This window comes from Microvirga sp., assembly GCF_014699075.1.
In the GTDB taxonomy this organism is placed as follows: Bacteria; Pseudomonadota; Alphaproteobacteria; order Rhizobiales; family Beijerinckiaceae; genus Microvirga.
In genome coordinates, this window is record NZ_JACXAB010000001.1 from 376,971 (window position 1) to 395,103 (window position 18,133).

An 18,133-nucleotide genomic window follows, 5' to 3' on the forward strand; every position below is an offset into this window, starting at 1 on the left:
CGAACCTACTCGGCCGCCTCGCTCGGGATGTGAACCGGATGCCCGCCCTCTGCCTCGAGCATTGTGTCGATCAGCTTGCGGGCCCAGAGCGCCCCGGCATCGATGTTGAGGTTGTAGAAGGGCAGACGCGGGTTCTTGTCGATGGCCACCTGCTGGGCTTCGAGCACCACGTGGTCCTGATCGTAAACGCCCTTGCCCTCGTTCACATGGGCCTTGTTGATGTCCTTCGTGAGCTGCTCGTCGTCCGTGCGGAAGGTTCGCACGAAATTCCAGAAGTAGTGGCAGCTTCTGTCAGTTTCCGGGGTGATAGCTGCCAGAAATGCACCATTGACGCCTTGCGAACGGTCGCCTTGCGGTGCGCCGGTTCCGGTCACGGCCACACCCACGTCACCAACCACCGTCGAAGGCGCCTGAAAATAGATGATTTGCCACCGATCCACATGTTCGCCCGGCCTGTCGAGCTGCTTGGCCCAGAACGGCGGCGGCTCGATGTTGGTCATCCAGCGGGTCACGGTCGCCGTGCGATCCGTATGGGTGACGTCGAAGGGCGCACTGGTGATCGCCTCGTCGCCGATGCTGCCCGCATGGACATAGGTCTCGTGCGTCAGGTCCATGAGGTTATCGATCACGAGACGGTAGTCGCATTTCAGGCTGTAGAAGGTACCACCTTCGCCGACCCATTCGGTGCCGTCATTCCAATGGAAATCTGGAATCTTGCTCGGATCGGCAAGCGCGGGATCACCAGGCCAGACCCAGACGAGACGGTGGCGTTCGGCGACCGGATAGGCGCGCACGCAGGCCGATGGATTGATGGTCTTTTGCGCGGGCATGTAGGTGCAGCGTCCGGCAGCATTAAAAACGAGTCCGTGGTAGCCGCAAACCACCTCGTCACCCTTGAGATGGCCCATGGAGAGCGGCAGCAGCCGGTGCCAGCACGCATCCTCAAGAGCAGTCACCTGACCGTCCGACCGACGGTAGAGCACCATGTCCTTGTTGCAGATTGTCCGGGCCGCGAGCTCATGCTTGATTTCATGGCTCCAAGCCGCGGCATACCAGGCGTTCAACGGGAATGGGCGCGCTTCTGTCATCGTCTTCCTCCGCGGATGCAGAATGTATACAGATCCGATCGTGGGACAACTATACGAAGGGCTATTGTGGCGATTTTTAATTGCTGCACAGCAGCAAAATGCATTCGATTTGGGCTGCTGTATACATAGCAGGAAGCGCCGCTCTTCAGCAGCGCTTCCTAGTTGTTGTGCTCAGTTGGCCTTGGCGGCTTTAACCGGATCCTTGACGTTCGGGATCGTGGCAAACTCCACGTTGTAGAGCTCCCCGTCCCGACGCTCCACTTTCCGCACATAGATGTTCTGGATGATGTCCCGGGTCTGCGGATCGATGGAGACGGGCCCGCGCGGGCTGGTCCAGCTCATGCCCTTCATGGCATCGATCAGCGCCTGACCGCCCTGGCCATTGGTCTTCTTCAGGCCCTCGTAGATCAGGTGCATGCCGTCATAGCCGCCCACCGCCATGAAGTTGGGGCGCATGTTATTGTTGGCCTTCTTGAACGCCTCCACGAACGCCTTGTTCTCAGGGCTGTCATGCGCGACCGAGTAATGATGCGTGGTGATGGCGCCCAGCGCCACATCCCCAATGTTGTTGAGCAGATCGTCGTCCGTCACACTCCCTTCGGCGAGAAGACGAATACCGCTCTTGTCGAGACCGCGCTCCACGAACTGCTTCATGAACTGTGCACCCACACCTGAGGGAACAAAGGCCAGGAGGGCATCGGGCTTGGCGTCGGCCACCTTCTGCAGAAAGGGTGAGAAGTCCGGGTTGGCCAGCGGCACCCGCAGGTTCTCAACCTGACCGCCGGCTTTAGTGAAGACTTCCGTGAACGACTTCTCCACGTCGATTCCAGGACCATAGTCAGAGACCAGCGTCGTCACCTTCTTAATGCCGTTCTTTGCAGCCCAATCGGCAAGGGGAACGGTCGCCTGCGCAGCCGTAAAGCTAGTTCGAACTACGAAGGGCGAAGCCTCTGTGATGGTCGAGGTCGCGGCCGCCATCACCACTGCTGGAACCTTGCCTTGTGTTGCTAATGGAGCTGACGCAAGAGCGAGCGGCGTGAGGCCGAAGCCTGCCAGGACGCTGATCTTGTCGTTGACGATCAGCTCCTGCGCCAGGCGCTTGGTCACGTCCGCCACGCCGGTGTCGTCCTTCACGATCAGCTGGATCTTCTTGCCCGCCACCGTGTCGCCCTGCTGCTGCATGTACAGCTTGACCGCTGCCTCGATCTGTCGACCCGTCGAGGCGAACGGCCCCGTCATCGGCAGAATGAGCCCGATCTTCACCGTCTCCTGCGCCAGGGCCGCCCCGCTCAGGGCCAGCGTCAGGGCTACAGCACCTAGAAATGTCCGACGTCGCATCCTCTTCTCCCTCTCTTCTTACTTCATCGGTCTTCCCAATGAGAAACTTGCGGCCTCTTACAGGAATATAAGGAAGGAGCGCCTCTCAGACGCTCCTCAACTCATTCAGGCTTGATCCCGGTACGCTTCACCAGATCGCCCCACCGCACCATTTCTGTGGCGATGTGTTTGCGGAACTCAGCCGGAGTATTGGTCCAGACCTCAGCGCCTTCCAGCGATAACCGCTCTGCGATTTCCGGTGCGGCCATCGCCGCTCTGATTTCGGTGTTCAGCCGATCCACCACTGCTTTCGGCGTGCCGGCCGGCACTAAGATGCCATACCACTGAGAAGCCTCGAAACCGGCATAGCCTGACTCGGCGACGGTCGGGACCGTGGGTGCTCCCTTGAGGCGCGAGAGGCCGGAGACCGCAAGTGCCCGCATCGTGCCCGCCTCGACATGCTGGAGCAGGTTGGGAGCGCCGGTGAAGGTGAGCTGCACACGTCCGCCAAGGAGATCCGTGACGGCAGGAGCCGTCCCCCGGTAGGGAACGTGGGTCATGGAGATGCCGGCACGATCAGCAAGCGCCACCATAGCGATGTGAGCCGCACTTCCAATGCCGCCTGACGCGTAGTTCAGCTTGCCGGGGTTCTGCTTGGCGTACTCGACCAGCTCTTGAAGCGTCTTGGCCGGCACATCGGGGTGAACGACGAGCATGTTGTGTACGTTCGCGATCCCGCTAACAGGCTCGAAGCTCTTCATCGAGTCATATTGCAGCTTCGGATAAAGCGCCGGATTGACTGCGAAAGTACCGATATGACCCATCACTAGGGTATGACCATCGGCAGCCGCACGAGCTACAGAGGCCACGCCGACAGAGCCGCCCGCACCCGGACGGGACTCGACGATTACCGGATTCTTAAGAGATGCCTCAAGCCTCTGCCCGAGCAGGCGAGCCAAGATGTCAGTCGACCCACCTGGCGTGAAGGGGACAACTAGAATGATGTTCTGGCTGGGATAAGTTTGTGCCGCAGCGCGCGTGGACAGTGTAGCGGCTGTCGTCCAGGCCGCTGCTCCCATCAGAACATAGCGGCGTGTCAGGTTGGGATCAACAGACTCTCCGGACGTGCCGTTTGTCATGCGAAGTCTCCTCCAGGCTCCGCTCAGTTCATGCTGAGCAGTTGCGCCCATAAGACGCCATCAAACGACTCCTGAAACAAATTAATTCTTCGGGGGCATTGCTTAGAGAAATTCATATATGCGAGGCAGCATCGCTCCTCTTCAAGCTGTCATGGGATCGATTCGATGGGCTTGGAAGCGAGAGGCCAGAGCCGTAATCTCGATGGATTCGACAAGACCTGCACGGGCGAATGGATCGGTCTCCGCAAAAGCCTGAGCAGCCTCCCGCGAGGGAGCCTCCAGGATCCCGAAATTCCCCAGCGGACTCTCCGCATCGTCCTCCGTCAATGCGCTACCGATCAGCACCCTTGCGAGCCCGCCGCCACCCGTGGCGACGTGCTGGCGATGCGCGTCTCTGTGCTGCTCGCGCAGCTCGAGCATGCCCGGTTTGTGGCGGCAGATCATGACCCAGTACATGAGCCTATCCCGCCACGGCTGGAGAAGCAGTCGACTTGTTCTCCATGACGATCATGCCGGCGCCCGTCATGGAAGCGGGGACGAAGTAGTGCTTGTGCCGGACTTCCACGTCGTGATCCATGGCGCCGCGCATGACGAGCCACATCATCAGCTCTGCCCCCTCGCTGCCGAACATCTCCACATACTGTTCCCGTGACATGTTCGCGAGCTTCTCGGGATCGATGGCGATGTCGTTCAGGAAAGCTCGGTCAGCCTCCGGGTTCACGAACCCTGCGCGGGCCCCCTGAAGCTGGTGGGAGAGTCCGCCAGTGCCGAGCACAACAAAGCGTTCGTCGCTTGGATAGCTCTCGATGGCCTGCCGCAGGACACGGCCCATCTCATAGCAGCGGCTCGGAAGCGGGATAGGATATTGGATCACATTCACGAAGATCGGCACCACGCGCACCGGCCACTCGGCGGGACGGCCCCAGAACAGCTCCATCGGCACCTGAATGCCGTGATCTACTTCGATCTCCTGGCAGATCATTGGGTCGAACCGGTTCTCGATCAAGGTGTCGATGAAATGCCAGGAGAAATCGACCGCTCCTTTGAAGGGCGGAATAGCGCGTGGTCCCCACCCCTCGTCGACCGGGCGATATTCTTCGGCACAACCGACCGCGAAGGTCGGCACCTTATCGAGGAAGAAGGAGTTGCCGTGGTCGTTGAAGATCACCACCGCCACGTCGGGCTTGTGCTCCTGCACCCAATCCTGCCCTGGGATATATCCATCGAAGAACGGCTTCCAATCCGGCGTATCTCGCAAACCTTTGTCGATCGCTGCGCCGATCGAGGGCACGTGGGACGTTCCCAATCCTCCAATGAGCTTCGCCATTACACTTTCTTCCCTAAACGGTTGCGCAGAAAATCGTCGTGCTCCATGCCCGCCTGATGGGCGCCGATCTCAGTGATGCGGACCGGGTCGACGGCGGAGATCTTGAGGATGAAGAACAGATTGCCGCCAAGCCTCACCATCTCGCGCCAGTTGCGCGTCATGACGGCCTCCTTCTCCTCCGGCGTCAGGCCGAAGCGGTCGAGATAGGCGCCTTCATCCTGCTTGAAGGCCTCACGGTTCTCAGGCTTGCTCAGGCCCATTGCCATTTTATTGATACGATAGCCGCCCAGCGAACGCTTGCGGTCGAAGAGCGGCGTGTCAGGAATGCGATCCTGCCCTGGCTTCTCGTCCATGATGTTAGCTCCCCATCCTTGCGGCGCCACGCGCGCTCGCAAGCTTGTTCTCAAAGCCCAGCCAGCGCAACAGGGCGTTCGACACTTGCTCGGGCTGCTCGAGCAGGGTCATGTGGCCGCTGTCTTCGATCACCACGAGTTCCGCATTCGGAATCCGTGCGGCCATCTCCTCGTGCTGCGCGAGCGGGCTCCACCGATCCTGGCGACCTACCATGACCAGGGTCGGGCAGGTGACGTCCGCGAGACGGGGCACCAAGTTCGGACGATTCAGGAGTGCTTGGATCTGCCGCTGATGCTGCTCGGGGGTCGCCCGCATCACCATTTCCCTCATGGGAGCCAACAGGGCCTGATCGTCGATCCTGTCCGCATGAACCATAGGTGGGAGCCATCGGTTGGCAAGAACTCCCATGCCTTCAACATAAGCCAGGTCCACCAGCACCTGCCGCTTGGCTTCCTCTCCTTCTCGACGGGAGTCGATGCCCGTATCGATCAGAGCCAATTTCTGAATCCGCTCGGGCTCAAGATGCATCATCTCCATGGCCACCCGGGCGCCCATGGAGTGGCCGACCGCGATGATCGCCCCTTCCACCATCGCGAGCGCAGAGCGAGCCATAGCCTCAAGGGAGTCGTGTTGGGAGAAATCGGGGACGAGGATATGGGCATGAGGGCGCAGGGCTTCCACCTGTGCCCTCCAGACACTGGCGTCGCACAGAAGCCCCGGCAGGAGCAGGATTGTCGGGCGCTCGTTAGGTGCCGTCATTGTTACGCTCCACAGACACCTTTTGACTGAACCGCGATCAATGTCTTGTCCTCACTGTTTCGGAATTCCAGCCCTCTCGATCACGGCCCGCCACTTCTCGATGTCGGACCGGAGGCGCCCCGTCAGTTCAGCTGGAGTTTCGCTACGTGCCTCGATGCCGAGCTCCAGCAGACGTGTCTTGATCTCCTGGGTCGCAAGGATCTCCTTGAGGGTAGCGTTCAGCTTCTGGACGATTGGCTCCGGAGTTCCCTTCGGCGCGAAGAGAGCATTCCAGGAAGTAACGTCGAAACCCGAGATTCCCGCCTCCTGAACGGTCGGCACATCAGGCATCGCGGCCGAGCGACGGGGCCCCGACGTGGCCAGCGCCCTCACCTGCTGCCCTTCCAGGGCCGACTTCAGCGCAGCCTGCGAGTCGATCAGGAGATGCGCATCATTCCGGATCAGAGACACGATGGCGTCCGGCGTGTTGCGGTACGGGACATGCCGGAGATCGACACCTGCCTCGCCTCTGAACAAAACCGAGGTGAGATGCTGCGTGCTGCCGACCGCAATGGTCGCAACGTTCAACTCACCGGGCTTCTTCTTGGCAGTCTGGATAAGATCCTTGAAGCTCTTATGCTCGGAGCCCGCGTTCACCACGAATAGAAAGTCGAAAGTGCCGAGGGTCGAGATCGGGACGAAATCACTCAACGGGTCGAAGGGCAGGTTTGCAAAGAGCGGCACGCTCACGGCCGTCCCGTTCGTGAGCATCTTCAGGGTCTGCCCGTCAGGCGGACTCGACAGGGCTGCGCGAGCAGCTGTGATGCCGCCAGCCCCTGGCATGTTCTCCACGATGAAACGCTGCCCCATCTTCTCGCTGAGCTTCTCGGCGACGATCCGGATGGTGACGTCGGCAACGCCGCCAGCACCGAACGGCACGATGATCTTGACCGGACGTGTCGGATAATCCGTCTGCGCAGACGCAGGACCAGAGAGAGCCAGCCCTGCGGCCACTGCCAAACCCAGCAGCATGGATCGTCTGGTGGCCGTTGCGAACATGCGTGCGTTTCCTCTCTGCTCTTGATCTCAGGTTGTTATCCGAAGCGAAACAGGCGCGTTGGGTTATCAACGAGAAGCTTCTGCCGCATGCCGAAATCTGGCGCATAGAGCGGCACCAGATCCACCAGATCCCCGTCATCAGGCATGACAGGCACGTTCGGGTGGGGCCAATCGGTTCCCCACAGAACGCGGTCCGGCGCGGCCTCGACCAACGCGTGCCCGAAAGGGGCGACATCGTGGAACGGTGGCCCTGTGCGCGAGATGCGCTCCGGACAGGAGATCTTCACCCAGCACTTTTCGTCATCGCGCAGAAGATCGAGCAGTGCCGTGAAACCAGGCTGCTCAAGCCCGTGGCTCGCATCGACAACGCCCATGTGGTCGATCACGTAGGACACCGGCAGGTTCATCAGCCGAGGCCGGAATTCGGGGATGAGGATCGCCGGGAGGTAGAGATCAACGTGCCAACCGAGCCCCGCAATCCGCTCAACGATCCGGTCGAAGGCGCTCATGTCAGGCATCGTTCCGAGGCGGGGCAGGAAGGTGAACCGGCACCCCTCAATTCCGGCTTCAGCAAGCTCCCTCAGTTGCCGGTCGCCGAATGTCTCATCGATATTGGCAATGCCTCTGTACCGCCCGCCGCTTTGAGCGATCGCATCGGTAACGACCCGGTTGTCGCGTCCATGAGGCGTAGCATTGACGATCACCGCCCGGTCGATTCCGAGACGGTCATGCAAAGCTCGAAACATCCCCAGCGGCGCATCCGGCGGTGTATAGGGCCGCTCCGGCACATAAGGGTAGAGGCGGTCAGGCCCGAAGATATGGCAATGCGTGTCGCAGCTACCGGCTGGGAGCCTAAACGAGGGGACCCGCGGATTAGGATGCGGCGGCGGGATCGTCGGCACTGACGTCATTCGGCTGATCGGCCCTCGTCATGGATCAGAAAGCAGGTACTGGACCGTAAGAAAGGCAAGACAGGCAAAATGAAGCAAATGGTTTGTTTTTGGGCATTGATGAATATACTTCATATATGTAGCAGCAAGCCACATCTACGGATCCTTCATGCGCATCGACTTTCTGGGTCTTCACGCCTTCGTGGCCATCGCCGAACGGGGCAGCTTCCAACTGGCGGCGGCTCATCTCAACCTCTCCCAGACGGCGCTCAGTCACAGAATCCGTAAACTGGAGGAAGATCTAGGAGTGAAGCTCCTGTCCCGGACCACCCGAGAGGTGTCGCTCACCCAGGCTGGCCTCAACCTGCTGCCCAAGGTGAAAAGCACCATCGAAAGCCTGTCGGTCTCACTGGACGAGCTCCGCCACGAGGGGCGCGCCCGTCAGGAAACGCTGTCCATCGGCTGCCTGCCCACGATTGCATCAGGCCGTCTGCCTTCAGCTCTGCGCCGTTTTCAGGAACGGCACCCGGACGTGGTGCTGCGGATCTACGACAACTCTGCCACCGAGATCAGCAATCTGGTTCAAGACGGTACGATCGCCTTCGGGATCACTCTGGTGGCAGCTCACCGATGGGATTTCGATATCGAGATGCTGATCAAGGATCCCTTCACCCTGGTCTGCCCGGAAGATCACCCGCTAGCCTCCCAACCAGCCGTGAGCTGGTCCGATCTGACGGAGGAGCCCTTGATCAGGATCAGCCCGCAAACCGGCAACCGGATGATCATCGACGATGCCCTTGGCAGCCGCCGGGAAGGCCTGACTTGGCGGTTCGAGGTCCAGCACATCCAGACGGCTGTCGCCTTGGTCAAGGCTGGGGTCGCGCTGACAGTTATTCCGAGCCGCGCTTTCGACTCCGTTGACGAGCGTGGCCTCAGGCTCGTTCCTCTGCGCAACCCGAGCATCACCCGTCAGCTCGGCATCGTTTCACGGCGGGGCACACCTCTGTCTCCGCTGGCTGACGAGCTTCGAAAGATTATCGTCGAGGTATTTACCGGTGATGGGTACGCTCCTCAGAAGCGCGCAGCCAAGAAGCCTGATCTGAACGTGAAAAAAATTCATCAAAAGCCGTAAACAAACCATTTGCTGCATAAAGTCCCCTGATGCACCCTCCCGGAACCATTCACCGGTTCAGGGGAGAGGGACCATTCAGCCTCGTATTCCTTGTATGATCCTTCGGGGCGGCACCTCCAAGGGCGCCTACTTTCTGGCTGACGACCTTCCATCCGATCCGGCGCGTCGCGATGCATTGCTCCTGTCGGTCATGGGTTCGCCCGATCCACGCCAGATCGATGGCATCGGTGGCGCCCACCCTCTGACGAGCAAGGTTGCCATTGTGTCCAAATCCAAGCGCCCGGACTGCGATATCGACTTCCTGTTCGGCCAAGTCGCTATCGACAAACCGAAGGTGGATGTCACGCCGAATTGCGGCAACATCCTCGCAGGCGTTGCACCCTTCGCGATCGAGCGCGGCCTCGTGAAAGCTGTTGGTCCCGTAACACAAGTGAGGGTGCATACGGTCAACACGGGAACAATCGCTGAGCTGAAAGTGCAGACGCGTGATGGCCATGTGGTCTATGGCGGCGATGCGCGCATCGACGGGGTACCGGGGACCGCAGCACCGATAGCAGTCGAATTCCTCGATGCTGCCGGCTCGGTTTGTGGCTCCCTGCTGCCGACCGGCAACGTGGTGGATCACGTAGCCGGTGTGGACGTGACTCTGATCGACAACGGCATGCCGGTCGTCGTCCTTGAGGCTTATGCCGTTGGGCGAACGGGATACGAACCCCGCGACCTGCTCGACAAGGACACGGAGCTGAAGACGCGCTTGGAGGAAATCCGTTTAGAGGCCGGCAAGCTTATGGGTCTTGGCGACGTCTCTTCCAAGGTTGTGCCGAAGGTGGCCCTTGTGGCGCCTCCCGCTGCCGGAGGGCATGTCTGCACCCGCAGCTTCATTCCACACGAATGCCATGCATCCATCGGTGTCTTTGCGGCAGTGACGGTTGCGACAGCCTGTGTGCTGCCGGGCTCACCTGCATCGCGAGTGGCACAGATCCCACCAGGACGCGAGAAGACTCTCTCGGTCGAGCATCCGACGGGCGAGTTCAGCGTGGTGATTGAGGTTGGAGGGACTGAGGAGAACCCTGTCGTCCAGAAAGCCGGCCTTCTGCGCACCGCCCGCCTGCTCTTCGAGGGGCATGTGTTCGCGCATGAGTCACTGGCGCTGCCCTCCCAAGCCGGCCGAGACGCCGCCTAGCTTGTTGCAACACCTTCTTTTGAGGCCACTATGATGACTGGAAAGACCGGACTTGTCGTCACCGCGCATCCTGGTGACTTCGTGTGGCGAGCAGGTGGCGCCATCGCTCTTCATGCGAAGAAGGGCTACTACATGAAGATCGTTTGCCTCTCATTCGGCGAACGTGGGGAAAGCCAATGGGCTTGGAAGAAAGGCGACGTCTCGCTCAGCGAGGTCAAGGCGCAGCGGCGCGAGGAAGCTGAGCGTGCCGCCGGGGTGCTCGGTGCCGAAATCGAGTTCTTCGATGCGGGCGACTATCCGCTTCACACCACGCCGGAGATGCTCGATCGTCTGGTTGACGTGTACCGGGAGCTTAAGCCTTCGTTCGTACTCACCCATTCTCTGGAAGATCCCTACAATGTCGATCATCCGGAGGCGACGCGCTTTGCGCAGGAAGCCCGCATCATCGCACAGGCGGCCGGGCACAAGCCCAACCCGGACCTAACCTACAATGCGCCGCCGGTCTTCCTGTTCGAGCCGCACCAGCCTGAGCAGTGCAACTACAAGCCCAACGTGATCCTCAACATCGACGATGTGTGGGAGACGAAGCGCAAGGCCTTCGAGATCCTGGCTGCGCAGAAGCACCTATGGGAGTACTACACCCGCGTGGCCCTGAACCGCGGCATGCAGGGCGGGCGCAACTCCGGACGCGCCATGACCTATGGCGAGGCCTATCAGCGCATCTTCCCCCAGATCGTTGAGGAACTCGCATGAAGCCCATCGTCGTTACCAATACACCGCGCATCAACCAAGACGTCGTTGACCGGCTTGCGGAGCTCGGCGTTGCAACCGCTCATGAGGCTCTGGGCCGTTCAGGGCTCATGAAGCCTTATATGCGGCCAATCTGGCCAGGGGCCCAAGTAGCCGGCAGCGCCGTGACAGTGCTGGCGCAGCCTGGCGACAACTGGATGATTCATGTGGCCGTCGAGCAGTGCAAGCCGGGCGACATCCTGGTTGTTGGGATCACCACCGACAACACCGACGGCATGTTCGGAGATCTATTGGCAACATCACTTAAGGCTCGCGGCGTGATCGGTCTCGTAATCGATGCGGGCGTGCGTGACGTGAAGACCCTGACCGAAATGGGTTTTCCCGTATGGTCGCGGGCGATCTCCGCTAAGGGAACAGTGAAGGCGACGCTCGGCTCCGTCAACGTCCCCGTGGTTTGCGCAGGTGCGCTGGTGAAGCCTGGCGATGTGGTCGTCGCCGACGATGACGGTGTTCTGGTGGTGCCGCGCGGGGAAGCCGAAGCCGTAGCAGTTGCCGGTGAAGCGCGTGTTTCGAATGAAGGCTCGAAGCGCGAGCTACTCGCCTCCGGAGTTCTGGGTCTTGATCTCTACAAGATGCGCGAGCCCTTGGAGAAAGCTGGTCTCGTCTATGTCGAGCACAAGGATGAGGAGTAAGGGCACAGCCCTTCTCCTGTTGAGAGATGGTGAGAACACATGAGCCTTGAGATCGCCTTCATCGGCTATGGGGAAGTCGGGCAACTCTTCTCGCGCCAGCTTGCAGCCAAACCAGGCGTGCGCGTGACCGTTTACGACCTCCTTTTCAACGACCCGAACCGAGGCCCGGAGCTGAAGCAGCGAGCATCGAATGAAAAGGTTCACGCCGTGGGCAGCACGGCCGAGGCCTGCTCAATGGCAGAGATCGTCATCTCGGCTGTCACGGCAGCTTCTGCGATCGTGGCTGCGCAGCAAGCTGCGCCTCATTTAAAGTCACAGCAGACCTATATCGATCTGAATTCCGTCTCACCCGCGACGAAGCGAAACGTGGCCACCCAAGTTCAGCAGGGAGGCACAGCTTTCATCGAGTTCGCCGTCATGGCTCCCGTAGGAGGCGTCGGCATCGAGGTCCCCATTCTGAGCGGTGGCGCGACAGCCGAAACGATCTCCGCGCGGCTCAATGAGCTCGGCATGAAGATCACGCCTGTCAGTCCTGAAATCGGAACAGCATCCGCAACGAAGCTGTGCCGCAGTATCGTCATCAAGGGCTTGGAAGCACTCATGGTGGACTTCACGCTAGCCTCCGAGAAGGCAGGCGTGATGCCAGCCGTGCTGGCGAGCTTGAGAGCGTCCTATCCCGGAATGGATTGGGACAATATCGCGAAGGTGATGATCTCCCGCGTGAAGCAGCATGGCGTGCGGCGCGCGGCAGAAATGCGGGAGGCAAGCCGCATGATTACCGAATTAGGTCTGGACGGATCGTTGGCCTCAGCTATCGCCGAAAGACATGAGAGTTTCGCGAGATCCGGATTCAATTCAAGTAGCACTTGAACGCAACGAAATCAGAAGGTCTCATATCCTGAACCAGCAGTTCCGTCGCGATCGATCAAAGTGCTTAGGCCTCAGCATCCGTCGAGATGTGGCGTGTCGCCCAAAGTGCAGCCTGGGTTCGATTGCAGGCTCCAACCTTCTTTAGGATCGCCTTGACGTGAACTTTCACAGTCGATTCAGATAGTTTGAGCTGGCGGGCAATGACTTTGTTTGGCGCCCCCTCCCTCAGGTATTCCAGGATCTGCGCCTCTCGCACCGAAAGCTTTCGGCCTGACGATCCGTAGGTTTCGCTTCTTCCGACGTTCTCTGCTGGCGAAGGTGCGGTAAAACCTGCATGAGGCTCTGTCATCGACAGGACGAAGGCTGAAGGCAGAACCATTTCGCCAAGCATGACAAGTTCGAGGGATCCAATGAGAATCTCACGTTGGCTGTTGGTGAGGCAGAAGCCATGAACTCCGGCCTTCCAGGCCGCCGATACCGCGTCGGCTTCAAACACTTCCGCCAGGATCACGATTTTTGCATCGGGAAAGCGCGTCTTAATTCGATGGATGACGCTGGTCGCGCTATCACCACAGCTCTGACCATCGATGATGAAGAGAACATGCCCTCCATCCTGAGCCTCCGGTAGGGTTGATATGTCGTCTACGGCTTCGTGCCAGACATTGAATCGTCCTCCGGCTAGAACCGTTTGCAAGCCGATCCGCAGGAGTGGATTGCTACATACCGGAAACACCGTCGTCGGAGGCTTTTCTCCCAAATGAAGGATTCGCCGGTCTTCGATTAAACTTTGCAATGACATGGATGAACCCGCTATTTTATAATCTGTTGCGCGCTCCCCTGAATCAGGAGCTCTCTAACGAACGACGTAGACAATCCTGCGCGAAGCTGCGTCCACGATGACCCGATGGTCATTCATGACCGCGTAGCGATAGGTTTCATGGCGCGGGATCGGGTGAAGGTCGATTTCCTCCGGCAGGGTCTCCCCGATCAACGCGCCACGGCTGAAATGAGAGGCCAAGGTCGCATCGAACTGTGAAGCGTCCCTCACGGTGGCTTCGGCAGCATTGCTGCGCATGGCATCGAGGAATGCATGCTGCTGGTCCGCTGACACGGGCAGTCCAACCTGGTGTGTTGCGTTAGGTCCTATAGTGGGAGTTACAATTGCGCCCACGGAGAACACGGCGATAGCCAGATGATACGCGGCTCGCATGATTACCCTCTATCACTAGCGTGCTAGGACAGAGAACGGATCGACCCTGACGTTTATTCCGATCCATTACAAAAAAGGGCATACCTCTTCCGAGGTAGATTGCGAATCAGCGCCTGAATTCGGCCAGTGCCTTAGCTTCCGCTTCACTTTCCAGCGGGCTCCTGGCCCCCAGATTGCCGAGATAGGCATCCACGAGATCACCGCCTGAGCTGGGCACGTACTCAGCGCCTTTGGCAGGTTCTGCCAAAGCGAAGGTTACCCTCCATTCATCGGTTCGGCAGGCCACCGCCCCGGCTGTGGAGGAGGCAGACTGAAGCCTGAACTCGCGGCACAGGGACTCGTTTGGGAGCCGGTATGTGGAGACCACCCTGAGCCGCCCAACGGGAAGCTCCACCTCATGACCGGACTCGAGACGGCTCAGCTCCTTAAGAACAAGGGGGTCTTCCAGATGGGCGAGGCGACCTGCGTCCGACTGTGATTGCCGCCCCATGAAATAGCCCGAGGCCACCGCGACAGCCGCGAGGGATGCGGCCATCGCCATCTTCGTGGTCAATAGCCTGCTTGGCCATATACGCTTTGTCTCGGCCGGTTCTGGCGCCTTGCCGGCCGCACTCGCCATCTCGTAGGCCTCAATCTGGGCTGAAATGACCGCGCGGAGCTCACTTGGTACCTCAGGGGCGAGATTGCTGGCAAAGAATGAACGTGTCAGACGGCGGCTCTGCTGGAACTCGACGATTTTCCTCGCGATCGTTGGGTCTTGTGCCATGACACGGGCGACGGCGGCTGCGACGGGCTCGTCGAGCTCTCCGTCCGCAAAGGCCATCAGGATCTCATCGGTGAGATGCAGTTCCGACATTGTTCTACTCCACTCTCATCTCATGTGACCTCAGGCAGCCGCTGTCATTTCGACCAATCGTTTCCTGGCCCGAGCCAGGCGGCTCATGATGGTCCCGACAGGAACATTCAGCACCTCTGCAGCCTCCCGGTAGGTGAGATCTTCCCCACACACCAGAGCAAGCACCTCGCGCTGCTCCTGCGGCAGGCTGTCGATCGCCCGCTGGACCTCGGCCAAAGCGAGCTTGCTCATGATCGGCTCCTCGCCCGGATCACCCACCAGCTGCGTCTGCGTCTCCACGTCTTCCATCATGCCTTCGGCTCTCAATCGTCTCAGGTGGTCGATCCAATGATTGCGGAGAATCCGGAACATCCATGCATCGAACCGGGTGCCCGGCGTCCAGCTGCCCGCTTTGGCAAGGGCGCGTTCGCAGGCCCCTTGAACAAGATCGTCCGCAAGAGGTTGCGAGCGGCAGAGCACCAACGCAAAGCGCCGGAGCCTCGGCAGAAGCGCCACGAGTTCCTGTCCTATGGCTGTTGCCATTCCTGCTCCGCGTGACCTGATAGAACCATAACGGGAAAGCTAGTCGTTTTATTCCAACCTCAAGAGGAAGCGCCTCTAACCAAGGGATGAGCAAAGCCTTTCCTGGCCGAAGCAAAATGAAAGGGCGGCCCGAAGGCCGCCCTCAACTCAAGACCGTAGCCGATGATCGTTAGCGGACGACCTGAACGATCTTGCGGCTGCCGGGCTCCACCAGCACCGGAGTATTGTTCACCACGGTGTACTTGTAGCCCTTCACCTTGTACTCGGCCGGCACTTCGTAATAGGTCACGCCGGATTCCGGCAGGGTCGCGCCCACGCGCACCTCTTCGCGATAGGTGTAGGACGGGACCTTCTGGGTGGTCACATACGAGCGGAACTCGGGCTGCTGCTGATCGGCGATACCGCCCACGATGGCGCCCGTGACGCCGCCCACGGCTGCACCAACTGGGCCACCTACGATCGCGCCGCCGACCGCACCCGTGGCTGCACCCGCAGCGGCACCACCGGACTGCGCAAAGGCCGCTGCAGGGGCGAGAGCAGCGAGAACAACGCTGGTGAGAAGGATCTTCTTCGACATGATCTGACTCCTGAATATTGCTTCGGGATTATCACCCGGCAACCGACAACGCATCATACCCGAAGTAGTTTCAAAGCAATCAATCTCGATCAGCCGGCCTCTGTCGCAGAAAGATTAATGAACGCATGATGAACAGGAAATCTCCCTAATATTCAGCAATGCTTATGAACAATGCGAACGCGGCAATTGATGCCCAGCATTACCATATTTATGTTAGTGACTTTTCTAAGCTTACAAAGATGCATATTTCCCGCTGATCAGCCGTAACTTGCTGGACGGCCCACAACACCTCTGGAACTTTGAGAGCGCTTGAAACATGCTGGCGCCTTGATCGTTATCTAAGGTTCAGTGGACCTACAAAGCCACTGAGGGAACAAGGGCCCTGTTGCGGCGCATTAGCGAGCCGGGATGATGACATCGAAACGACGCTCCCTGCTGGTTTTGGCATCTTGTGTTGCCATTGCTTGCCCGACCAAGGTTCAGTTCGGAATTGGCGATGGGATCGGATTGGCTCTCACCGAAGTTCCAGTTATGGCCAAGCCCGGGAATGACGGCGGCAATGGCAATAGTGGGAACGGGGGTGGGAAAGGAGACGGTGGGCCTCCAGGAAACTCTGGCAACAGTGGGAATGCAGGCAACAGCGGCAATTCCGGAGATCGCGGAAACAATGGCAATGCTGGCGATCGCGGCAGCGGCGGAAACGCAGGAGGTCAGGGCGGCTCAGGTAACAACGGCAGCGCGAACGGCAATGCCGGAGGAGCTGGAAATTCTTCAGGAGGCAATGCTCCTGGCAACGGCAACGGCAACGGCAACGGCAACGGCAGGGGTGCTGGCAACGACAGTGCTGGTCAAGGCAGATCTTCAGGCCAAAACGACTCCGCAAACGCTGGAGGAGCGTCAGGCAGAGGCAACTCATCCGCCCAAGGGAACGTCTCTGGGAACAGCCGCGCTTCGCGCTCCACGGCACCCGGCTCCAAAGCGCCTGGAGGGCTGCCAGGGGTCATAGGGACGATCACCAACAGTCTTCGCCCCATTGCAACGGCACCTGTCAAAGCCATTGAGAAGGTCTTGGCTCCCAGGAGCACACCGAAAAGCAAACCTGCTCGATCCGCGAAATCCAAGCCAACCTCATCGCAGGGGGCAGTTCAGACAGGGAAGGCCGCCCCTTCTCCCAACAAAGCCGCGGCAGGTGCTGCAAAGCCCCCCAGCTCTCTCGCCAACCTACCGCCTCAGCCCGGACGAACCCAGACGGCGAATCCGGCAGCGGACCAAACCCTTCCCAAACCCAGGCAAGCATCGCGCTCGATCGTGGCTGTCGGCCTCACATCGAAGAGCTTGGCCCAGTTAAGGACGCAGGGCTTCCAGGCCGAGAGGCAGACCAAGGGCACGCTCGCGAGCGTGGTGCGGCTCATTCCGCCGAGCGGCATGTCGCTTGCTCAGGCTCAGCGTGCCGTGCGCGTCGCCGATGCAGGGGCTACGGCCGATTTCGATCATTTTTACTATACAGATGGGGCTGCAGGCTGCACCGGCACTGGCTGCGAGGCAGTCTCCCTCGTGGGCTGGAGCCTGCCGGCCGCTAAACAATGTGGGCCAGTTCCAACAATCGGCCTTATCGATACAGGCATTGACCGCGAGCATGAGGCCCTGAAGGGCCAATTTATCGAGACCGTCTCCGGGTTGCAGCTTCGCGGCGATCCCTCTCAGCGCGACCATGGCACGGCTGTGGCGGCCCTTCTCGTTGGACGAAGCGGAAGCGAGGCTCCAGGCCTCCTGCCCCAAGCACGCCTTCTGGCGGTGGATGCCTTCTATCGAGAGGGTGGAACAGCGGACCGAACAGATGTGACGGCACTCGTGATGGCTCTGGAGGCGCTGGCGGATAAGAACGTACGCATCGTCAACATGAGTTTGTCCGGCCCCCCTAACGAGGTCCTCAGGAAAGCTATCGAATCTGCGCAGGCGAAGGGCATGACCATCATCGCGGCCGCAGGGAACAACGGGGCAGGCGCCGAGCCTTCCTATCCAGCCGCCTATCCGGGGGTGATCGCCGTCACGGCCGTCGACAACAAGCGCGATGTCTATCGCCGCGCGACCCAGGGCGACTACATTGACTTGGCTGCGCCCGGAGTCGACCTGTGGGTTGCCGCGCCGGGCGGAGGCGGAACGACGAAGAGTGGCACATCTTATGCCGTGCCATTCATCTCCGCCGCTGCTGCAGTCCTCCACGCTTCAAACACAAGCCTGAACCCGGCCGACCTTGAGGCTGCTCTCGAGAGCAGCACAATGGATTTAGGCAAGCCGGGTCGTGACCGAACCTACGGAAACGGCCTTTTGCAAGCGACAAACCTGTGCCCACCTCAGGCAGAGGAAACACCTGTCGCACAATCCCAAGTCAAGTTCAAAGCCACGACACCCTGAGAACGTAGGCTGCA

General features: G+C 59.9%; 21 protein-coding genes. 7 read left to right on the forward strand and 14 right to left on the reverse strand.

From position 1 onward, the window contains the following. Positions 1 to 5: 5 nt before the first annotated feature. From IC232_RS01925 to IC232_RS01965, 9 genes are all read right to left on the reverse strand, one after another. Complete coding sequence (locus IC232_RS01925; protein ID WP_190843193.1) at positions 6 to 1,088, reverse strand: aromatic ring-hydroxylating dioxygenase subunit alpha; 1,083 nt, start codon at positions 1,086 to 1,088, stop codon at positions 6 to 8. Positions 1,089 to 1,259: 171 nt separating this feature from the next. After that, the gene (locus tag IC232_RS01930; RefSeq protein WP_190843194.1) at positions 1,260 to 2,426 is read right to left on the reverse strand and encodes an ABC transporter substrate-binding protein; all 1,167 of its coding nucleotides are present in this window, start codon (positions 2,424 to 2,426) and stop codon (positions 1,260 to 1,262) included. 101 nt (positions 2,427 to 2,527) lie between these two features. Further along, positions 2,528 to 3,544 carry a Bug family tripartite tricarboxylate transporter substrate binding protein gene (locus IC232_RS01935; protein WP_190843195.1) on the reverse strand — a complete coding sequence of 339 codons (1,017 nt, stop codon included), beginning with the start codon at positions 3,542 to 3,544 and terminating at the stop codon, positions 2,528 to 2,530. A 141-nt stretch (positions 3,545 to 3,685) separates the two neighbouring features. Further along, positions 3,686 to 4,000, reverse strand: a complete 315-nt coding sequence (locus IC232_RS01940) for a YciI family protein (protein ID WP_190843196.1) — start codon at positions 3,998 to 4,000, stop codon at positions 3,686 to 3,688. A gap of 4 nt (positions 4,001 to 4,004) precedes the next feature. Beyond that, a complete protein-coding gene (locus IC232_RS01945; RefSeq protein ID WP_190843197.1) occupies positions 4,005 to 4,871 on the reverse strand; it encodes a class III extradiol dioxygenase family protein in 867 nt (288 codons plus the stop codon). Then, positions 4,871 to 5,224, reverse strand: a complete 354-nt coding sequence (locus IC232_RS01950; RefSeq protein WP_190843198.1) for an extradiol ring-cleavage dioxygenase — start codon at positions 5,222 to 5,224, stop codon at positions 4,871 to 4,873. Before IC232_RS01950 ends, IC232_RS01945 begins: the two co-directional genes overlap by 1 nt. Before the next feature lie 4 nt (positions 5,225 to 5,228). Then, positions 5,229 to 5,984, reverse strand: coding sequence for an alpha/beta fold hydrolase (locus IC232_RS01955; protein ID WP_210335185.1), 756 nt, complete (start codon positions 5,982 to 5,984; stop codon positions 5,229 to 5,231). Positions 5,985 to 6,035: 51 nt separating this feature from the next. Beyond that, on the reverse strand, positions 6,036 to 7,022 hold the full coding sequence (locus IC232_RS01960; RefSeq protein ID WP_190843199.1) for a Bug family tripartite tricarboxylate transporter substrate binding protein: 987 nt from the start codon (positions 7,020 to 7,022) through the stop codon (positions 6,036 to 6,038). Positions 7,023 to 7,057: 35 nt separating this feature from the next. Beyond that, entirely contained in the window at positions 7,058 to 7,933 is an 876-nt protein-coding gene (locus IC232_RS01965; protein WP_190843200.1) for an amidohydrolase family protein, read from the reverse strand. 148 nt (positions 7,934 to 8,081) lie between these two features. On the opposite strand from IC232_RS01965, the gene IC232_RS01970 reads away from it, so the two are divergent. The 5 genes from IC232_RS01970 to IC232_RS01990 all read left to right on the forward strand — a co-directional run bounded on the left by IC232_RS01970 (position 8,082) and on the right by IC232_RS01990 (position 12,539). After that, complete coding sequence (locus IC232_RS01970; RefSeq protein ID WP_190843201.1) at positions 8,082 to 9,044, forward strand: LysR family transcriptional regulator; 963 nt, start codon at positions 8,082 to 8,084, stop codon at positions 9,042 to 9,044. A 94-nt stretch (positions 9,045 to 9,138) separates the two neighbouring features. Then, a complete protein-coding gene (locus IC232_RS01975; protein WP_190843202.1) occupies positions 9,139 to 10,227 on the forward strand; it encodes a 4-oxalomesaconate tautomerase in 1,089 nt (362 codons plus the stop codon). Positions 10,228 to 10,260: 33 nt separating this feature from the next. Beyond that, a complete protein-coding gene (locus tag IC232_RS01980) occupies positions 10,261 to 10,980 on the forward strand; it encodes a PIG-L deacetylase family protein (RefSeq protein ID WP_190843436.1) in 720 nt (239 codons plus the stop codon). Then, positions 10,977 to 11,669 carry a 4-carboxy-4-hydroxy-2-oxoadipate aldolase/oxaloacetate decarboxylase gene (locus IC232_RS01985; RefSeq protein WP_190843203.1) on the forward strand — a complete coding sequence of 231 codons (693 nt, stop codon included), beginning with the start codon at positions 10,977 to 10,979 and terminating at the stop codon, positions 11,667 to 11,669. The genes IC232_RS01980 and IC232_RS01985 overlap by 4 nt, the downstream gene beginning before the upstream one ends. Before the next feature lie 39 nt (positions 11,670 to 11,708). After that, a complete protein-coding gene (locus tag IC232_RS01990) occupies positions 11,709 to 12,539 on the forward strand; it encodes a DUF1932 domain-containing protein (protein WP_190843204.1) in 831 nt (276 codons plus the stop codon). A gap of 64 nt (positions 12,540 to 12,603) precedes the next feature. Here IC232_RS01990 and IC232_RS01995 read toward each other — a convergent pair whose 3' ends face one another. The 5 genes from IC232_RS01995 to IC232_RS02015 form a co-directional block, all read right to left on the reverse strand. Next, positions 12,604 to 13,338, reverse strand: a complete 735-nt coding sequence (locus IC232_RS01995) for a LuxR C-terminal-related transcriptional regulator (protein WP_190843205.1) — start codon at positions 13,336 to 13,338, stop codon at positions 12,604 to 12,606. 54 nt (positions 13,339 to 13,392) lie between these two features. Then, a complete protein-coding gene (locus IC232_RS32195) occupies positions 13,393 to 13,650 on the reverse strand; it encodes a DUF1236 domain-containing protein (protein ID WP_312895092.1) in 258 nt (85 codons plus the stop codon). A gap of 205 nt (positions 13,651 to 13,855) precedes the next feature. Beyond that, a complete protein-coding gene (locus tag IC232_RS02005; RefSeq protein ID WP_190843207.1) occupies positions 13,856 to 14,605 on the reverse strand; it encodes a hypothetical protein in 750 nt (249 codons plus the stop codon). A gap of 30 nt (positions 14,606 to 14,635) precedes the next feature. Further along, a complete protein-coding gene (locus IC232_RS02010) occupies positions 14,636 to 15,127 on the reverse strand; it encodes an RNA polymerase sigma factor (protein ID WP_190843208.1) in 492 nt (163 codons plus the stop codon). Between the two features lie 169 nt (positions 15,128 to 15,296). Further along, on the reverse strand, positions 15,297 to 15,704 hold the full coding sequence (locus tag IC232_RS02015; protein ID WP_190843209.1) for a DUF1236 domain-containing protein: 408 nt from the start codon (positions 15,702 to 15,704) through the stop codon (positions 15,297 to 15,299). Between the two features lie 580 nt (positions 15,705 to 16,284). On the opposite strand from IC232_RS02015, the gene IC232_RS02020 reads away from it, so the two are divergent. Together IC232_RS02020 and IC232_RS02025 are read left to right on the forward strand one after the other, a co-directional pair. After that, positions 16,285 to 16,710: a hypothetical protein gene (locus IC232_RS02020; protein WP_190843210.1), complete on the forward strand. Its 426-nt coding sequence runs from the start codon at positions 16,285 to 16,287 to the stop codon at positions 16,708 to 16,710. A gap of 329 nt (positions 16,711 to 17,039) precedes the next feature. Continuing rightward, entirely contained in the window at positions 17,040 to 18,119 is a 1,080-nt protein-coding gene (locus IC232_RS02025) for a S8 family serine peptidase (protein WP_190843211.1), read from the forward strand. Positions 18,120 to 18,133: the final 14 nt, after the last annotated feature.

Excerpts from the sequence above, each read along its gene's own strand:
- IC232_RS02010 (WP_190843208.1), bottom strand. The coding sequence starts at position 15,127 with ATGGCAACAGCCATAGGACAGGAACTCGTGGCGCTTCTGCCGAGGCTC.
- IC232_RS01960 (WP_190843199.1), bottom strand. The coding sequence starts at position 7,022 with ATGTTCGCAACGGCCACCAGACGATCCATGCTGCTGGGTTTGGCAGTG.
- IC232_RS01940 (WP_190843196.1), bottom strand. The coding sequence starts at position 4,000 with ATGTACTGGGTCATGATCTGCCGCCACAAACCGGGCATGCTCGAGCTG.
- IC232_RS02015 (WP_190843209.1), bottom strand. The coding sequence starts at position 15,704 with ATGTCGAAGAAGATCCTTCTCACCAGCGTTGTTCTCGCTGCTCTCGCC.
- IC232_RS01935 (WP_190843195.1), bottom strand. The coding sequence starts at position 3,544 with ATGACAAACGGCACGTCCGGAGAGTCTGTTGATCCCAACCTGACACGC.
- IC232_RS02005 (WP_190843207.1), bottom strand. The coding sequence starts at position 14,605 with ATGTCGGAACTGCATCTCACCGATGAGATCCTGATGGCCTTTGCGGAC.
- IC232_RS01965 (WP_190843200.1), bottom strand. The coding sequence starts at position 7,933 with ATGACGTCAGTGCCGACGATCCCGCCGCCGCATCCTAATCCGCGGGTC.
- IC232_RS01925 (WP_190843193.1), bottom strand. The coding sequence starts at position 1,088 with ATGACAGAAGCGCGCCCATTCCCGTTGAACGCCTGGTATGCCGCGGCT.
- IC232_RS01985 (WP_190843203.1), top strand. The coding sequence starts at position 10,977 with ATGAAGCCCATCGTCGTTACCAATACACCGCGCATCAACCAAGACGTC.
- IC232_RS01995 (WP_190843205.1), bottom strand. The coding sequence starts at position 13,338 with ATGTCATTGCAAAGTTTAATCGAAGACCGGCGAATCCTTCATTTGGGA.
- IC232_RS01975 (WP_190843202.1), top strand. The coding sequence starts at position 9,139 with ATGATCCTTCGGGGCGGCACCTCCAAGGGCGCCTACTTTCTGGCTGAC.
- IC232_RS01990 (WP_190843204.1), top strand. The coding sequence starts at position 11,709 with ATGAGCCTTGAGATCGCCTTCATCGGCTATGGGGAAGTCGGGCAACTC.
- IC232_RS01980 (WP_190843436.1), top strand. The coding sequence starts at position 10,261 with ATGACTGGAAAGACCGGACTTGTCGTCACCGCGCATCCTGGTGACTTC.
- IC232_RS01945 (WP_190843197.1), bottom strand. The coding sequence starts at position 4,871 with ATGGCGAAGCTCATTGGAGGATTGGGAACGTCCCACGTGCCCTCGATC.
- IC232_RS01955 (WP_210335185.1), bottom strand. The coding sequence starts at position 5,984 with ATGACGGCACCTAACGAGCGCCCGACAATCCTGCTCCTGCCGGGGCTT.
- IC232_RS01930 (WP_190843194.1), bottom strand. The coding sequence starts at position 2,426 with ATGCGACGTCGGACATTTCTAGGTGCTGTAGCCCTGACGCTGGCCCTG.
- IC232_RS01950 (WP_190843198.1), bottom strand. The coding sequence starts at position 5,224 with ATGGACGAGAAGCCAGGGCAGGATCGCATTCCTGACACGCCGCTCTTC.
- IC232_RS01970 (WP_190843201.1), top strand. The coding sequence starts at position 8,082 with ATGCGCATCGACTTTCTGGGTCTTCACGCCTTCGTGGCCATCGCCGAA.